At 72.0% G+C, this 14,662-nt stretch carries 14 protein-coding genes and 3 pseudogenes; 3 read left to right on the top strand and 14 right to left on the bottom strand.

Annotated elements, in window-relative coordinates; genetic code table 11:
• The first annotated feature begins 9 nt into the window (after positions 1-9).
• The gene (locus D9753_RS27180) at positions 10-1,206 is read left to right on the top strand and encodes a TerD family protein (RefSeq protein ID WP_121789392.1); all 1,197 of its coding nucleotides are present in this window, start codon (positions 10-12) and stop codon (positions 1,204-1,206) included.
• A gap of 46 nt (positions 1,207-1,252) precedes the next feature.
• On the opposite strand, the gene D9753_RS27175 is transcribed toward D9753_RS27180, so the two are convergent.
• From D9753_RS27175 to D9753_RS27165, 3 genes and pseudogenes are all read right to left on the bottom strand, one after another.
• On the bottom strand, positions 1,253-1,831 hold the full coding sequence (locus tag D9753_RS27175; RefSeq protein ID WP_121789391.1) for a TetR/AcrR family transcriptional regulator: 579 nt from the start codon (positions 1,829-1,831) through the stop codon (positions 1,253-1,255).
• 175 nt (positions 1,832-2,006) lie between these two features.
• A complete protein-coding gene (locus tag D9753_RS27170) occupies positions 2,007-3,461 on the bottom strand; it encodes an alkaline phosphatase PhoX (protein ID WP_121791313.1) in 1,455 nt (484 codons plus the stop codon).
• A gap of 189 nt (positions 3,462-3,650) precedes the next feature.
• Positions 3,651-5,079, bottom strand: a pseudogene (locus D9753_RS27165) (hypothetical protein).
• Between the two features lie 266 nt (positions 5,080-5,345).
• Here D9753_RS27165 and D9753_RS27160 point away from each other — a divergent pair.
• Positions 5,346-7,172 (top strand): endonuclease/exonuclease/phosphatase family protein, encoded by a 1,827-nt coding sequence (locus D9753_RS27160; RefSeq protein ID WP_121789390.1) that lies wholly within the window; start codon positions 5,346-5,348, stop codon positions 7,170-7,172.
• Between the two features lie 80 nt (positions 7,173-7,252).
• Here the strand turns inward: D9753_RS27160 and D9753_RS27155 are convergent, their stop codons facing one another.
• From D9753_RS27155 to D9753_RS36710, 3 genes are all read right to left on the bottom strand, one after another.
• Complete coding sequence (locus D9753_RS27155) at positions 7,253-7,786, bottom strand: DUF3618 domain-containing protein (protein WP_121789389.1); 534 nt, start codon at positions 7,784-7,786, stop codon at positions 7,253-7,255.
• A gap of 151 nt (positions 7,787-7,937) precedes the next feature.
• Complete coding sequence (locus D9753_RS27150; protein ID WP_121789388.1) at positions 7,938-8,633, bottom strand: hypothetical protein; 696 nt, start codon at positions 8,631-8,633, stop codon at positions 7,938-7,940.
• A complete protein-coding gene (locus D9753_RS36710) occupies positions 8,630-8,770 on the bottom strand; it encodes a hypothetical protein (protein WP_163010803.1) in 141 nt (46 codons plus the stop codon). The genes D9753_RS27150 and D9753_RS36710 overlap by 4 nt, the downstream gene beginning before the upstream one ends.
• A gap of 76 nt (positions 8,771-8,846) precedes the next feature.
• Between D9753_RS36710 and D9753_RS38220 the strand changes: the two are divergent.
• Positions 8,847-9,062 (top strand): annotated as a pseudogene (locus D9753_RS38220) (dihydrodipicolinate synthase family protein); the annotation flags it as partial.
• Here D9753_RS38220 and D9753_RS27145 read toward each other — a convergent pair.
• From D9753_RS27145 to sufD, 8 genes and pseudogenes are all read right to left on the bottom strand, one after another.
• A pseudogene (locus tag D9753_RS27145) lies at positions 9,006-9,187 on the bottom strand (dihydrodipicolinate synthase family protein); the annotation flags it as partial. The pseudogenes D9753_RS38220 and D9753_RS27145 overlap by 57 nt on opposite strands.
• Positions 9,177-10,163 (bottom strand): 2,3,4,5-tetrahydropyridine-2,6-dicarboxylate N-succinyltransferase, encoded by a 987-nt coding sequence (gene dapD, locus D9753_RS27140; RefSeq protein ID WP_121789387.1) that lies wholly within the window; start codon positions 10,161-10,163, stop codon positions 9,177-9,179. The gene dapD and the pseudogene D9753_RS27145, both read right to left, overlap by 11 nt.
• Before the next feature lie 133 nt (positions 10,164-10,296).
• Positions 10,297-10,629: a metal-sulfur cluster assembly factor gene (locus D9753_RS27135; protein WP_121789386.1), complete on the bottom strand. Its 333-nt coding sequence runs from the start codon at positions 10,627-10,629 to the stop codon at positions 10,297-10,299.
• Positions 10,626-11,093, bottom strand: a complete 468-nt coding sequence (gene sufU, locus D9753_RS27130; protein WP_121789385.1) for a Fe-S cluster assembly sulfur transfer protein SufU — start codon at positions 11,091-11,093, stop codon at positions 10,626-10,628. Before sufU ends, D9753_RS27135 begins: the two co-directional genes overlap by 4 nt.
• Positions 11,094-11,109: 16 nt before the next feature.
• Positions 11,110-12,366, bottom strand: a complete 1,257-nt coding sequence (locus D9753_RS27125; protein WP_121789384.1) for a cysteine desulfurase — start codon at positions 12,364-12,366, stop codon at positions 11,110-11,112.
• Positions 12,363-13,127 carry a Fe-S cluster assembly ATPase SufC gene (sufC, locus tag D9753_RS27120; protein WP_121789383.1) on the bottom strand — a complete coding sequence of 255 codons (765 nt, stop codon included), beginning with the start codon at positions 13,125-13,127 and terminating at the stop codon, positions 12,363-12,365. Before sufC ends, D9753_RS27125 begins: the two co-directional genes overlap by 4 nt.
• A 7-nt stretch (positions 13,128-13,134) precedes the next feature.
• Complete coding sequence (locus D9753_RS27115) at positions 13,135-13,452, bottom strand: non-heme iron oxygenase ferredoxin subunit (protein ID WP_121789382.1); 318 nt, start codon at positions 13,450-13,452, stop codon at positions 13,135-13,137.
• Positions 13,449-14,549: a Fe-S cluster assembly protein SufD gene (gene sufD, locus D9753_RS27110; RefSeq protein ID WP_240468296.1), complete on the bottom strand. Its 1,101-nt coding sequence runs from the start codon at positions 14,547-14,549 to the stop codon at positions 13,449-13,451. Before sufD ends, D9753_RS27115 begins: the two co-directional genes overlap by 4 nt.
• Positions 14,550-14,662: the final 113 nt, after the last annotated feature.

Raw genomic sequence — 14,662 nt, 5'->3', positions numbered from 1 at the left:
ATGACAGCTATGACCCCTGGCTCGAACATCTCCCTCTCGGCCGCGCGCGTGACGGTGGACGTCGCCGCTCCGGTGCGGCTCGACGTGTCGGGCCTGCTGCTCACCGCCGACGGCAAGGTGCGTTCCGACGACGATTTCATCTTCTACAACCAGCCGACGGGCCCGGGCGTGACCTACCGCTCCGGTGGCGGCTCGGCCCCGGACACGGTCACGGTCGACACCGCCGCCGTGCCGCCGGACATCGAGAAGATCGTCGTCACGGCCAGCCCGGACGCGGCCGGCCGGACCTTCCAGGGCGTCGAGCCGACGGCGACGATCAGGAACGCGGACGACGGCGCGGTGCTGGCCACGTTCACCCCGCCGCAGCTCGGCACCGAGACGGCGCTGGTGGTCGTGGAGGTCTACCGCCGGGGCGGCGCGTGGAAGGCGCGCGCCGTCGGCCAGGGGTACGCCGACGGACTGGCCGGCATCGCGACGGACTTCGGCGTGACGGTCGAGGAGCCGACCCCGGCCACGACCCCGGCCCCGGCCGCGACGCCGGCCCCCGTCGCGCCCGCGGCTCAGGTCGCGCCCCCGGCGCCGGCCGCGTCCGTGCCCGCGCCGTCCGCCGCCCCCGCACCGGGCGCCGGCAAGATCAACCTGGACAAGGGCCGGGTCAGCCTGGAGAAGAGGCAGACCGTGTCCCTGGTCAAGGACGGCCGGCCGCTGCTCTCCCAGGTGCGGATGGGCCTCGGCTGGGAACCGGCGTTCCGCGGCAGGGACATCGACCTGGACGCCTCGGTCATCGCCTACGGACCGCAGCGCGACCACATCGACAGCTGCTACTTCGGCAAGCTGACGATCCTGAACGGCTCGGTCAAGCACTCCGGTGACAACCTCACCGGCGAGGGCGGGGGCGACGACGAGGTCATCGTGGTCGACCTCGGCCGCCTCCCCCAGGAGGTCTCCGGCCTGGTCTTCACGGTGAACTCCTTCTCGGGCCAGAAGTTCACGGAGGTGGCGAAGGCCTACTGCCGCCTCGTCGACGCCGCGACCGACGAGGAACTGGTCCGCTTCGACCTCACCGGCGCCGAGCCGCGGACCGGCGTGCTGATGGCCAAGCTGGTCCGGCAGTTCTCCGGTGAGTGGGACATGACGGCACTGGGCGACTTCGTGAAGGCGCGCACGGTACGGAACATGGTGGACCCGGGAGCGAACGCGCTGTAGCGCGCCGGCTGATCACGCGGTTCCCCGCGCTCCTCCGGGCGCGGGGCTACGGCCGCAGGCCCTCCGTCAGCAGGATCAGGCAGCGGCGGATCTCCTTGCCGGGTTCGTCCGCCAGCTCCGACGCCGTGGCCATCCCGTGCGCCAGCCGCAGGATCTCCACCGGCTCCAGGTCGGCCCGCAGTGCGCCGTCCGCCTGCGCCGCTTCCACGAGCCGGCCCGCCGCGCCCTTCACCGCCGTACCGCAGGCCACGCCGCACGCCGTCGGCGCCGTCGGGGCGCCGTCCGTGACCGCCGCCCCCAGCAGGGCCTTCATGCCCCGCAGCTCGATCGTGGCGAGGCACAGCTCGTTCAGCCACTCCGTCAGCGCCTCGCCCGGCGGCAGCTCCCCGGCAAGTGCGTCGGCCCGGCGGCCCAGCGCCTCGATCCGGTCCACGTACGCCGCCTCCAGCAGCGCCTGCCGGGTCGGGAAGTGCCGGTAGAGCGTGCCCGAGCCGACGCCCGCCCGTCTGGCGATCCGGTCGAGCGAGGCGTTCTCCCCCTGCTCGGCGAAGGCCTCCGCCGCCACCGCCAGCAGGCGCTCGTGATTGCGCCGGGCGTCCGCGCGCATGGGTCTGACCCGCGTCATCCAGCAACTCCCTGCCGAGCCGCCGAACCGGCGACTTCCCCCGGATCCTATCGAGCGCCTGCTGGCCGGTCCGCACCGGCCGGTGGCGGGAGACGGACCCTCGGCCCCCCGGAGTGGACGGCACTCCGGGAGGGGGCCGCGGGGCGTCGCGGGCCCAGGTGGTGCGGCGTGCGGGTCAGCCGCGCTTCTGCCGCTTCCAGGGGCCGGTGATGGCGAGCATGATGCCCGGCGTCTGGATGTTGGCGAACAGGGTCCGGCCGTCGGGCGAGAAGGTGACGCCGGTGAACTCGCTGTACTCCGGCTCCTCGGCGGTGCCCATGTTCATCTCGTTGCGGGCGATCGGGTAGGTCCGGCCGCTCTCGGTGGCGCCGAACAGGTGCTGGACGCCCTCGCCGTCCTCGGCGATGACCAGGCCGCCGTACGGCGAGACGGTGATGTTGTCGGGGCCGTCGAAGGCGCCGTCGGCGGACGGGTCCGGGTTCACGCCGAACAGCACCTTCAGGGTCAGCGTGCGGCGCTTGGGGTCGTAGAACCAGACCTGGCCGTCGTGCTGGACCGGGCTCTCCGAGCGGGCGAAGGAGGAGACGACGTAGACGCCGCCGTCGCCCCACCACATGCCCTCCAGCTTGCGGGCGCGGGTGATCTGGCCGTCGGTGAACTGCTTGCGGGTGGAGACCGTCCTGGCGTCGCGGTCCGGGACGTCCACCCAGTCGACGCCGTAGACGGTGCCGATGCTCGTGGCGCGGGAGAGGTCGTCGACGAACTTGCCACCGGAGTCGAAGCACTTGAAGGCCTGGAGCACCCCCGCGTCGTCGGCGAGGGTGCGCAGCCGGCCGCGGCCGTGGCGGAAGCCCTCCGGCGGGGTCCAGCGGTAGAACAGGCCGTTGGGGCCGGCGGCGTCCTCGGTGAGGTAGAGGTGGCCGCGCCGCGGGTCGACGACGACGGCCTCGTGGGCGTAGCGGCCGAGGGCCTTGACGGGCTTCGGGTCGCGGTTGGCCCGGCGGTCCTCCGGGTCGACCTCGAAGACGTAGCCGTGGTCCTTGGTGAAGCCGTTCTTGCCGGCCTTGTCCTCGGTCTCCTCGCAGGTCAGCCAGGTGCCCCAGGGGGTGCTGCCACCCGCGCAGTTGGTGGCGGTGCCGGCGATGCCCACCCACTCGGCGACCTGGCCGCCGCGGCGGACCTCGACGACGGTGCAGCCGCCGGCCGCCGCCGGGTCGTAGACGAGGCCCTCGACGAGCGGCACCGGGTGCGGCCACTGGGCGCGGGCACCGGCCAGCTCGTGGTTGTTGACCAGCAGGGTGGTGCCGCGCGGGCCGTCGAAGGTGGCGGTGCCGTCGTGGTTGGACGGGGTGAACTCGCCGGACTCCAGCTTGGTCCTGCCGCTGTAGGTGACGATCTCGTACGTGAAGCCCGCGGGCAGGGCGAGGATGCCGTCCGGGTCGGGGATCAACGGGCCGTAGCCGACACCGTGGTGGTGGTCACCGTGCGCGGACCGCGCCTGAGCGCTGTCGGTGTCCGTGGCGGCCAGAGCGTTCGGCGCGGTGGCGAGCGCGCCGACGCTGCCCGCCAGGGCGACCCCGGCACCGGTGATCGCGGATTTTCTGGCGAAGTCCCTGCGGGTGAGCGACATGGTGTCTCCTGTGACGACGGTGGCGGTGCCGTGGAGGGTGGCGGGCCTCGGTTCGGCGCACACGCTCCCGCCCGGTGTTGAACACGGTCTGAACACCGGGGTACTTCGAAGGTCCCTGTTCAAGAACCCGTACGCACCGCCCCGTGGCCGGCCGGGGCCCAGGTCGGGACCGCCGCCACCGGCCCCGTCTCAACCGGCCTGCTGGGACCGGGCCTTGAACGCGGCCTTGCGTGCCTCCTTCGCCACCTTCTTGTCCGGGTGCAACCGTCCCATCGCCTCCAGCACGTCCGCGGTGGCGGGGTGCTCCACCCGCCAGGCCGCGGCGAAGAACCCGCTGTGCCGGGAGGCGAGACCCTCCACCAGTGCCTGGAGCTCCTCGGAGTTGCCCTCGGCCGCCAGTTGCGCGGCCACCGTGTCGACGGTGAGCCAGAACACCATCTCCTGCGACGGTGCGGGCACCCCTTCGGCGCCCCGCTCGCTCAGCCACACCCGCGCCAGCCCGCCCAGTTCGGGGTCGTCCAGCACCTCGCGCAGCGCCGGCTCGGCCTCGATGCCCACCAGCGACAGCGCCTGCTGGCAGCGCAGCCTGCGCAGCGGCGCAGCCGCGTCCGCGCCCCGCGCCGCCCTCAGCAACTCCCTTGCCGCGGCGAGAGGTTCGCGACGGTCGAGCCACTGCCCGGTCTCGGCCCGGGCGGCGTGCTGCCCGTACCGTGGCGGTGCCGTCGAGCAGCGCGTCCGCGCCGGCGTCGGCCAGGTCGCCGACGGCCGGCGCGTCGAACCCGGCCTCCAGCAGCCGTGCCCGCAGCCCGTACACGCCGAGCGGGGTGAGCCGGACCATGCCGTAGCGGGAGACGTCGGTGTCGTCCACCGGCGCGGCGGGCTCCTCGTCGGCGTCCGACATCAGCGCCTCGTCCACCGGCTGGTACTCCACCAGCCCGACCGGTTCCAGCACCCGGAACTGGTCGTCCAGCCGCATCATCGCGTCGGACACCTGTTCAAGGACGTCGTTGGTGGGTTCACCCATCCCGCTGGGCACGATCACCGAGGCGGCGAGGGCGGGCAGCGGCACGGGGCCCCCGACGGGATTCTCCTCACCGACGGTCAGGAGGTACAGGTTGCCGAGGACGCCGTCGAGGAACTCCGCCTCGGCCTCCGGGTCCCAGCCGAGTGACGAGAAATCGACCTCGCCGCCCTGGTCCAGCGCGTCGACCAGGTCGTCCAGGTCGGGCACGCTCGCGTCGGCGAGCGCGGTCTCCAGCGCGGCGCGCCACACGGTGAGCACGTCCTGCGGGGAGCCGGCGGTGAGCAGCTTCAGCTCCTCGCCCGTCCGGACGGTGCCGGCCTCCTCGTCCGCGATCTCCACCAGTCCGGCGTCCAGGGCGGCGCGCCAGGCCTCGCCGGCGTGCGCGGCGGCGTCGTCGCCGCTGAGGTCCAGCAGCTCGACGGCGGCCGGCAACTGTTCCTCGGCCAGTGAACCGCCGGCGTCCACGCGGGTGGCGGGCCCGGCCCAGTGGGCGAGGCGGGCCGCCCGGGAGAGCAGCGGCGTGGACAGCGCGGCACGCGCCAGCTCCGCTTCGGGGCGCAGCCGCGCGGGCGGCAGGGGGGAGCTGTCTGACATCGGCTGGTTCTCCTCGGACCGTGAACGGACTCAACCCCTCAGCCTAGACGGATTTCCACCCATGCCACCCGGTTCACTCCCGCGCCCACCGCCGTACATGGCCGAAACCTTGACAACTTCCCGTGCCAGGCAGGAGATTGACGCGCGTAGAAGTTGGGGGGACAACTGTTCACTCGGCTCTGCGCGTGTCACAGAGGGCCACCGGCCCGGCACGCTCCCGTTCCACCCTCGTCCCGGCGCTCACGCACGTCCCCGGAGGGATCCCCTTGCCGAGCAGGTCTTCCGCGCGCCTCGCCGCGCTCACCGTCGCCGCCGTCTGTTCCGCAGCGTCGGCCGTCGTCCTCACCTCGCCCGCGCACGCCGACGCGGTGCGCATCCACGACGTCCAGGGCACGACCCGGGTGTCCCCGTTCGCCGGGCAGAAGGTGTCGGACGTGCCCGGCATCGTCACGGCCACGCGCACGTACGGTTCCTCCAAGGGCTTCTGGATGCAGGACGCCACCCCCGACGAGAACCCCGCGACCAGCGAGGGCGTGTTCGTCTTCACCAGCTCCGCGCCGAAGGCCGCCGTCGGCGACTCGGTCACGGTGACCGGCACGGTCTCCGAGTACGTCCCGGGCGGCACCTCGTCCGGCAACCAGTCGGTGACGGAGATCACCAAGCCGGTGGTCACCACCGTCTCCTCCGGCAACGCCGTCCCGGCGCCGGCCGTCGTCGACGAGGACGCGGTGCCGGACGCGTACAGCCCGGCCGGCGACACCGCGGCGAACGGCTCCGTCAACGGCCTCACCCTCGACCCGTCGGCGTACGCCCTGGACTACTACGAGTCCCTGGAGGGCATGACGGTCCAGGTCCACGACGCCCGGGTGGTGACGGCGACCGACCCGTACAGCGAGCTGTGGGTCACGGTGAAGCCGCACGAGCACCGCAACCGCCGCGGCGGCACGGTGTACGGCTCCTACGACTCCCAGAACACCGGCCGGCTCCAGATACAGTCGCTGGGCGCAACCGCCGACTTCCCGAAGGCGAACGTCGGCGACACCCTGGGGGGCACCACCACGGGCCCGCTGGACTTCAACCAGTTCGGCGGCTACACCCTGGTGGCGAGCACGCTCGGCACACTGGAGAGCGGTGGCCTCCAGCGCGAGACGACACGGCGGCAGTCGGGCCGCGAGCTGGCGGTGGCGACGTACAACGTCGAGAACCTCGACCCGTCGGACACCACCTTCGCCTCGCACGCCTCCGCGATCGTGAACAACCTGCGGTCGCCCGACATCGTGTCCCTGGAGGAGATCCAGGACGACAACGGCGCCAAGGACGACGGCACGGTCGGCTCCGGCGAGACCGTGCGCAAGCTGATCGACGCGATCGTCGCGGCGGGCGGCCCCAGGTACGACTGGCGCACGATCGACCCGGTCAACGACCAGGACGGCGGCGAGCCCGGCGGCAACATCCGCCAGGTGTTCCTGTTCAACCCCGAGCGGGTGTCCTTCACGGACCGCGCGGGCGGCGACGCGACCACCCCGGCCGGTGTCACCGAGGTGCACGGCAAGGCGCGGCTGACGATCTCCCCGGGACGGATCGACCCGTCGAACGCGGCCTGGAAGAGCAGCCGCAAGCCGCTCGCCGGCGAGTTCGTCTTCCGCGGCAGGACCGTCTTCGTGATCGCCAACCACCTCAACTCCAAGGGCGGCGACCAGGGTCTGGCCGCGCAGTACCAGCCGCCGGTGCGCAGCTCGGAGATCCAGCGGCACGCGCAGGCCACGGCGGTGAACGCGTTCGTCAAGGACATCCTGTCCGCGCAGAAGAACGCCGACGTCATCGCGCTCGGCGACATGAACGACTTCGAGTTCTCCGGCACCGCGGAGATCCTCGAGGGCGACGGCGAACTGTGGTCGGCGATCAAGTCGCTGCCGAGGAGCGAGCGGTACACGTACGACTACCAGGGCAACGAGCAGGTCCTGGACCAGATCCTGATCAGCCCGGCGATCCGGCGCGGCTGCGACTTCGAGTACGACAGCGTGCACATCAACTCGGAGTTCAACGACCAGATCAGCGACCACGACCCGCAGGTGCTGCGGTTCCGTCCGTAGTACGGCACGGCGGGGCCGGCCGGGCACCTCCGCCCGGCCGGCCCCGCCGTTCGACGCCCACCGGCCCCGCCGGCCCGCGCTCACCCTTGGCGGCCGGCCCGGTACCAGAGCACGGCCCCGGTGACGGCGGCGGCGCCCACCGCGCCCGCGAGCAGTGCGGGCCCCGGGTGCCGCAGCGCGGCGCCCGCGGCGGACCGCACCGGGCGCGGCACCCGCTGGTCGTCCTCCACGGTGCGTCCGGCCCGCGCCGCCCGTTCCTGGAGGGAGTGCCCGCTCTCCACGGCCCGCTCCTGCACCCGATGACCGGCCCGCGTCATCCGTTCCTGCGCGCCGTGGCCGGCCCGCACGGCACGGTCCTGGACCAGGTGCCCCGCCCGGGCCGCCTGGCCCTGCACGCCGTGCCCCGCGTGCGCGGCGCTCTCGCGTAGCTGCACGGTCATGGCACCGGCCTTGTCCTTGAGATCGGCGGTCCGCGCCCGGGCCCGGCCTTTCACATCGGCCCTGTCCGCCAACTGGGCGACGGTGTCGCCGAGTCGGCTCCTGGTCTGTTCGATCTGCTGCCGCAGCTCGTCGGGGCCCTTGGCGCCCGAGCCGTGCGGGTTCGTGTCCGTCATCGGTGTGCCCTTTCCCTGCTCGCGTCGGCGTCCGCCCCGGCACTGCCGGGTGTCCGCTCGGGGCCGGCCGTGGGCCGGGCGTACGGGGTCGCGGTCACGGTGGTCCGCCTCCTTCCTCAGCGCGGCTTCCGGGTACCCGGGCCGAAGATCCTCAGCCGTGCGCGCCGCTCCCGGTGCCGCGTTCGCCGAGGCGCGCGAGCTGGGACTGCAACCAGTCGAGGCGGGCCTGCAACAGGGCTGCCTCGGCGATGAGTTCGGGCACGCCCGGCTCGGCGGCCAGCGCCGACCCGGACGGTGCGAAATCCGTACCGGCACCGCCGGCCACCACCCGCAAGCCCTGCCCGGCCAGCCGGGCGAACTCCGCGAGGGAGACGGAGGGGCGGCCCCGCACGCAGCCCGCGCAGGCCGGGGCGAGGGCACGCCGTCCGGGGCGGCCCCAGCCCGCGTCGGCGAACGCGACCGCCCTGATCCCGCAGGCGCACGGGCCGGCCGTGGCCGTGCGGACCCGCTGCCGGGCGTAGCGGAAGCCGCGCTCGAAGCGGATGTAGGCGCCGAGGACGGAGACCTCCAGCAGGACGGCCGTCCGGTGTTCGGCGGTGCACAGCAGGGCCTCGGCCGCCGCCCGGTCGTGCACGCAGTGGAAGCCGCAGTCGCACCGGCGCGCGGGCGGTCGGTGCCGGCGGCCGTAGACGCAGACGGCGTCGTCGAGCACTCCGTACGGCAGCGCGCCGCCGAGCGACACGCCGGTGAACCCGGCCCGGGTGCCGTCCTGGGACAGCACCGGGTGGGCGATCTTGTATCCGGTCGGCGGCTCCGTGGGACGTTCGGCCGGGAGCCGTGCCCTCATCGGGCGGCCGGGACCTCTTCACGGACCGGCTCGGCCGGTCCGGGGCGGACGGCCTCCTCGCGGGGCCGCGGCTCCTCCTCGCGGACGAGCGGCCGCTCCTCGGCGGTCCCGGTGGCCAGTGCCTTGCCGAGCTTCATGGCGCCTCCCATGACCTGACGTAGGTGCCCCTCCGCCCATAGTGACCCATGAGGGGCCGAGTGCGACACAGGGCGGGTGCCGACGCCCGACACCATCTCAGGATCACTCGATTGGAGAGCGCTCGACCTGGCGGGCGCGCAGCGGCTGGCCGTGCGCCTGGTGGCGGAGGGCTGCGACGGCCTGGTCCTCAACGGCACCACCGGCGAGTCGCCCACCACCACGGACGACGAAGAGGTCCTGCGGGGGCCCGCTGTAGTACGGCGTCACCACCAGCACGCCGTCGGCGCCCGCCTCACCGGCCGCTCGCGCCAGCTCCACGGTGCCGGGTGTCGGCGGTGCCCACGCCCGCCACGAGCGCGACCCGGCCGCCCGACCGCCTCCCGCACGGCCGCGACGAGCCGCGCGTCAGTTGTTGCTGTGCAGGATGTCGTTCAGGCCGCCCCAGACCGCGTTGTTCGGGCGGGCCTCGACGGTGCCGGTGACCGAGTTGCGGCGGAAGAGGATGTTCGAGGCGCCGTTCAGCTCGCGGGCCTTGACGATCTGGCCGTCGGGCATCGTGACGCGGGTGCCCGCGGTGATGTAGAGGCCGGCCTCGACCACACACTCGTCGCCGAGCGCGATGCCGACGCCCGCCTCGGCGCCGATCAGGCAGCGCTCGCCGACGGAGATGATCACGTTGCCGCCGCCGGACAGGGTGCCCATGGTGGAGGCGCCGCCGCCGATGTCCGAGCCGTCGCCGATCACGACACCCGCGGAGATGCGGCCCTCGACCATCGACGTGCCCAGGGTGCCGGCGTTGAAGTTGACGAAGCCCTCGTGCATGACGGTGGTGCCCGCCGAGAGGTGCGCGCCCAGGCGGACCCGGTCGGCGTCGGCGATGCGCACGCCCTTGGGTACGACGTAGTCCGTCATGCGCGGGAACTTGTCGATCGAGGTCACCTGGAGGTGCAGGCCCTCGGCGCGGGCGTTCAGGCGCACCTTCTCGATGTCGTCCACGGCGACCGGGCCGAGCGAGGTCCAGGCGACGTTGGCGAGGTGGCCGAAGACGCCGTCCAGGTTCTGGCCGTGCGGCCTGACCAGGCGGTGCGAGAGCAGGTGCAGACGCAGATAGACGTCGTGCGCGTCGACGGGCTTGTCGTCCAGCGAGGCGATGACCGTGCGGACCGCGACCACCTCGACGCCCCGGCGGGCGTCCGGACCGGTCGCCGCGGTGGCTCCGCCGCCCAGCAGCCGCGCCGCCTGCTCGGCGGTCAGCCGCTCGGTGCCGGCGGGGCCGGGCTCCTCGACCAGCTCGGGGGCCGGGAACCAGGTGTCGAGCACGGTGCCGTCGGAGGCGATCGTGGCGAGGCCGGCGGCGGCGGCGCCGGTGGTACGGGAAGCAGAGTCGGTCATGGAGGAAAACCTAACGCGGTCGGGCCACCGAGAGCGAACCGCGTCCCACGTGCCGGCTGCCCGGACACGCGGAAGGGGCCACGGCGCGCCGCCGTGGCCCCTTCTCGTGCGCTCTGCCGCGAGGACAGGCGGCTCAGACGTTGAAGCCGAGTGCCCTGAGCTGGTCGCGGCCGTCGTCCGTGATCTTGTCCGGCCCCCACGGCGGCATCCACACCCAGTTGATGCGCAATTCGTTGACCAGGCCGTCCGTCGCGGACTTCGCCTGGTCCTCGATGACGTCCGTCAGCGGGCAGGCCGCCGAGGTCAGGGTCATGTCGATCGTCGCGATGTTCGCGTCGTCGACGTGGATGCCGTAGATCAGGCCCAGGTTGACGACGTCGATGCCCAGCTCGGGATCGACCACGTCCATCAGGGCCTCACGGAGTTCCTCCTCCGAGGCCGGCTTCATCTCGACGGTGTCGCTCATGCGGTCTTCCTTTCGGCGTCGGCGCCGTTCAACGCCTGGGCCGTCGCGTCCTTCCACGCCATCCAGCTCAGGAGGGCGCACTTGACCCGCGCGGGGTACTTGGAGACCCCGGCGAACGCGACCGCGTCCTCCAGGACCTCCTCCATCGCGTCGTCGGGCTCGATCCGGCCCTTGGACTGCATCAGCTCCAGGAAGGTCTCCTGGATCTTCTGCGCCTCGGCGAGTTCCTTGCCGACCAGCAGCTCGTTCAGGACCGACGCGCTGGCCTGGCTGATGGAGCAGCCCTGGCCCTCGTACGAGACGTCCGTGATCGTCGAGCCCTCGTACTTCACGCGGAGGGTGATCTCGTCGCCGCACGTCGGGTTCACGTGGTGCACCTCGGCGTCGCCGTCCCTCAGACCACGCCCGTGCGGGTTCTTGTAGTGGTCCAGGATGACTTCCTGGTACATCGAGTCCAGCTTCACCTTTTCAGCACGCCCCTCAGCCGAAGAAGTTCCGTACGTGCTCCAGGCCGTCGACCAGTGCGTCGATCTCGGCCGGCGTGGAGTACAGATAGAACGACGCTCGCGTGGTCGCAGGAATTCCGTAGCGCAGGCAGACCGGACGGGCGCAGTGGTGCCCCACACGGACCGCGATGCCCTGCTCGTCGAGGACCTGGCCCACGTCGTGCGGGTGGATGTCACCGAGGGCGAAGGAGATCGCCGCGCCTCGGTCCTCGGCCGTCGCCGGGCCGATGATGCGCAGGTCCGGGACCTGCGCCAGACGCTGCACCGCGTACTCCGTCAGCGCGTGCTCGTGGGCGAGGATCCGGTCCATGCCGATCGCGTTCAGGTAGTCGATCGCCGCGCCGAGACCGACCGCCTGCGCGATCGGGGGCGTGCCCGCCTCGAACTTGTGGGGCGCCGGGGCGTACGTGGACGAGTGCATCGAGACGGTCTCGATCATCTCGCCGCCGCCCAGGAACGGGGGAAGGTCCTCCAGCAGTTCCTGGCGGCCCCACAGGACGCCGATGCCCGTCGGGCCGCACATCTTGTGGCCGGTGAAGGCCACGAAGTCGGCCTGGAGGGCCTGCACGTCCAGCGGCATGTGGGGGGCGGCCTGGGAGGCGTCGATGCAGACCAGGGCGCCGACCTCCTGGGCGCGGCGGACTATCGCCTCGACCGGGTTGACCGTGCCCAGGATGTTCGACACCAGCACGAAGGAGACGATCTTCGTCTTCTCGGTGATGATCTCGTCGATGTTGGACAGGTCCAGGCGGCCGTCGTCGGTGAGGCCGAACCACTTCAGCTTCGCGCCCGTGCGCTGCGACAGCAGCTGCCACGGCACGATGTTGGAGTGGTGCTCCATCTCCGTGATGACGATCTCGGTCTCGTGGTCCACGCGGTAGGGCTCGTCGGCCCAGCCCAGCATGTTCGCCACGAGGTTCAGCGACTCGGAGGCGTTCTTGGTGAAGATCACCTCGTCGCGGCTCGGCGCGTTGATGAACTCCGCGACCTTGTCGCGTGCGCCCTCGTACAGCGCCGTGGCCTCCTCGGCGAGCACATGCACACCGCGGTGGACGTTGGCGTTGTAGCGCTCGTAGTACTCGCTCATGGCGTCCAGTACCTGGCGCGGCTTCTGGCTGGTCGCCGCGTTGTCCAGGTACACGAGCTTCCGGCCGTCGTGGACCACGCGGTCCAGGATGGGGAAGTCCTTGCGGATCGCCTCGGTGTCGAGGAGGCCCGGCAGCTGTGTCACGCGGATGCGCCACCCTTCACGTATGCCTCGTAGCCCTCGTTCTCCAGCTTGTCCGCCAGCTCCGGGCCGCCCGACTCGACGATGCGGCCGGCGGAGAACACGTGGACGTGGTCGGGCTTGATGTAGCGCAGGATGCGCGTGTAGTGCGTGATCAGCAGGGTGCCGACCTCGCCGGTGCCGTGGACGCGGTTGACGCCCTCGGAGACGATGCGGAGCGCGTCGACGTCCAGGCCGGAGTCGGTCTCGTCGAGGATCGCGAACTTCGGCTTGAGCAGCTCGAGCTGGAGGATCTCGTGGCGCTTCTTCTCACCGCCGGAGAAGCCCTCGTTGACATTGCGCTCGGCGAAGGACGGGTCCATGTGGAGACGCTCCATGGTCTCCTTGACCTCCTTCACCCAGGTGCGCAGCTTGGGGGCCTCGCCGCGGACGGCGGTGGCGGAGGTGCGCAGGAAGTTGGAGACCGAGACGCCGGGGATCTCGACGGGGTACTGCATCGCCAGGAACAGGCCCGCGCGGGCACGCTCGTCGACGGACATCTCCAGGACGTTCTCGCCGTCGAGGGTGACGGTGCCCTTGGTGATCGTGTACTTCGGGTGACCCGCGAGGGAGTAGGCGAGCGTCGACTTGCCGGAGCCGTTGGGGCCCATGATGGCGTGCGTCTCGCCCTGCTTCACGGTGAGGTCGACGCCCTTGAGGATCTCCTTCGTGGCGTTGTCGGCCTCGACGGTGACGTGCAGGTCTCGGATTTCAAGCGTTGCCATGGGTGCCTCAGGACTCCTGGGAGAGGGAGACGAGAACGTCGTCCCCTTCGATCTTTACGGGGTATACGGGGACGGGGCGCGTCGCGGGGAGGCCGGACGGCTTGCCGGTGCGCAGGTCGAAGGCGGAGCCGTGCAGCCAGCACTCGATCTGACAATCCTCCACCTCCCCCTCGGAGAGGGAGACGTTCGCGTGGGAGCAGATGTCGTGGATGGCGAACACCTCGCCCCCGGTCCTGACGACCGAGACCGGCGTGCTGTCGATCTCCACGCGCTTGGGGGTGTCCTCGGCCAGTTCGCCCAGCCCGCAGACGCGTACGAAGGTCATGCGACCGAAGCCTCCAGCTCGTCCTCGATCCTGGCGAGCAGGCGCTCCTCGATGTCGGGGACACCGATCTGCTGGATCAGCTCGGCGAAGAAGCCGCGGACCACCAGGCGACGCGCCTCGTGCTCCGGGATGCCGCGGGCCATCAGGTAGAAGAGCTGCTCGTCGTCGAAGCGGCCGGTGGCGGAGGCATGGCCGGCACCGATGATCTCGCCGGTCTCGATCTCCAGGTTCGGCACCGAGTCGACGCGCGCGCCGTCCGTGAGGACCAGGTTGCGGTTCATCTCGTAGGTGTCCGTGCCCTCGGCGCTGGCCTCGATGAGCACGTCACCGATCCAGACCGCGTGCGCGTTCTCACCCTGGAGCGCGCCCTTGTAGACGACGTTCGACTTGCAGTGGGGGGCGTTGTGGGTGACCAGCAGGCGGTGCTCCTGGTGCTGTCCGGCGTCGGTGAAGTACAGGCCGAACAGCTCGGCCTCGCCGCCGGGGCCGGCGTACGCCACGCGCGGGTGCAGGCGGACGACGTCGCCGCCGAAGGTGAGGACCACGGACTTGTAGGAGGCGTCGCGGCCGATCAGCGTGTTGTGCTGGGCGACGTGGACGGCCTTGTCGTCCCAGTCCTGGACGCTGACCACGGTCAGCTTGGCGCCGTCGCCAAGGACGTAGTCGACGTTGGCGGCGAGCACCGCGTCACCGGTGTGGTCGATCACCACGACGGCCTCGGCGAAGGCGCCCAGCTCGATCACCTGGTGGGCGAAGGCGGTGCCGCCCCGGCCGTGGACCGCGATGCGGATCGGCTCGGTGAGGACGGTGTCCTTCGGGACGGTCACGACCGAGGCCTTCTCGAACGCGGAGTACGCCTGCGCGGCGATCCGGTCGACCGGGGTGCCCGCCCTGCCGATCCGCGCGTCGTCACGGCCGACGGTCTCGACGGTGACGCCCTCGGGGGCCCGGACGTCGACCTTCAGGCCGTCGCCGTTCGGGACGGCGGTGCCGTCGTGCAGTCCGCGCAGCCGCTCCAGCGGGGTGAACCGCCACTCCTCCTCGCGGCCGTGCGGGACCGGGAAGTCCGTCACGTCGAAGGACGGGGGCGCGCTCATGCGCGAGACGACGGTCGACTCCGCGGCGACCGCGATCGAGCCGGCGGTGGTGGAACCCGCCGGCGGGGGTCCCCCCGCTCTCGAGCGGAGCCGAGAGTGGGGGAGTTCTGGGC

The sequence above is a fragment of the Streptomyces dangxiongensis genome, assembly GCF_003675325.1.
Lineage (GTDB): Bacteria > Actinomycetota > Actinomycetes > Streptomycetales > Streptomycetaceae > Streptomyces > Streptomyces dangxiongensis.
Note: the sequence above shows the minus strand (reverse complement) of the source record. Positions and strands in the feature narration are given on the sequence as shown.

What these genes read in the sequence shown, in the direction of transcription:
- D9753_RS27180 (WP_121789392.1), top strand. Translation starts at nt 10, where the DNA reads ATGACCCCTGGCTCGAACATCTCCCTCTCGGCCGCGCGCGTGACGGTG.
- D9753_RS27175 (WP_121789391.1), bottom strand. Translation starts at nt 1,831, where the DNA reads ATGACGCGGGTCAGACCCATGCGCGCGGACGCCCGGCGCAATCACGAG.
- D9753_RS27170 (WP_121791313.1), bottom strand. Translation starts at nt 3,461, where the DNA reads ATGTCGCTCACCCGCAGGGACTTCGCCAGAAAATCCGCGATCACCGGT.
- D9753_RS27155 (WP_121789389.1), bottom strand. Translation starts at nt 7,786, where the DNA reads ATGACGGACACGAACCCGCACGGCTCGGGCGCCAAGGGCCCCGACGAG.
- D9753_RS27150 (WP_121789388.1), bottom strand. Translation starts at nt 8,633, where the DNA reads ATGAGGGCACGGCTCCCGGCCGAACGTCCCACGGAGCCGCCGACCGGA.
- D9753_RS36710 (WP_163010803.1), bottom strand. Translation starts at nt 8,770, where the DNA reads ATGAAGCTCGGCAAGGCACTGGCCACCGGGACCGCCGAGGAGCGGCCG.
- dapD (WP_121789387.1), bottom strand. Translation starts at nt 10,163, where the DNA reads ATGACCGACTCTGCTTCCCGTACCACCGGCGCCGCCGCCGCCGGCCTC.
- D9753_RS27135 (WP_121789386.1), bottom strand. Translation starts at nt 10,629, where the DNA reads ATGAGCGACACCGTCGAGATGAAGCCGGCCTCGGAGGAGGAACTCCGT.
- sufC (WP_121789383.1), bottom strand. Translation starts at nt 13,127, where the DNA reads ATGGCAACGCTTGAAATCCGAGACCTGCACGTCACCGTCGAGGCCGAC.
- D9753_RS27115 (WP_121789382.1), bottom strand. Translation starts at nt 13,452, where the DNA reads ATGACCTTCGTACGCGTCTGCGGGCTGGGCGAACTGGCCGAGGACACC.
- sufD (WP_240468296.1), bottom strand. Translation starts at nt 14,549, where the DNA reads ATGAGCGCGCCCCCGTCCTTCGACGTGACGGACTTCCCGGTCCCGCAC.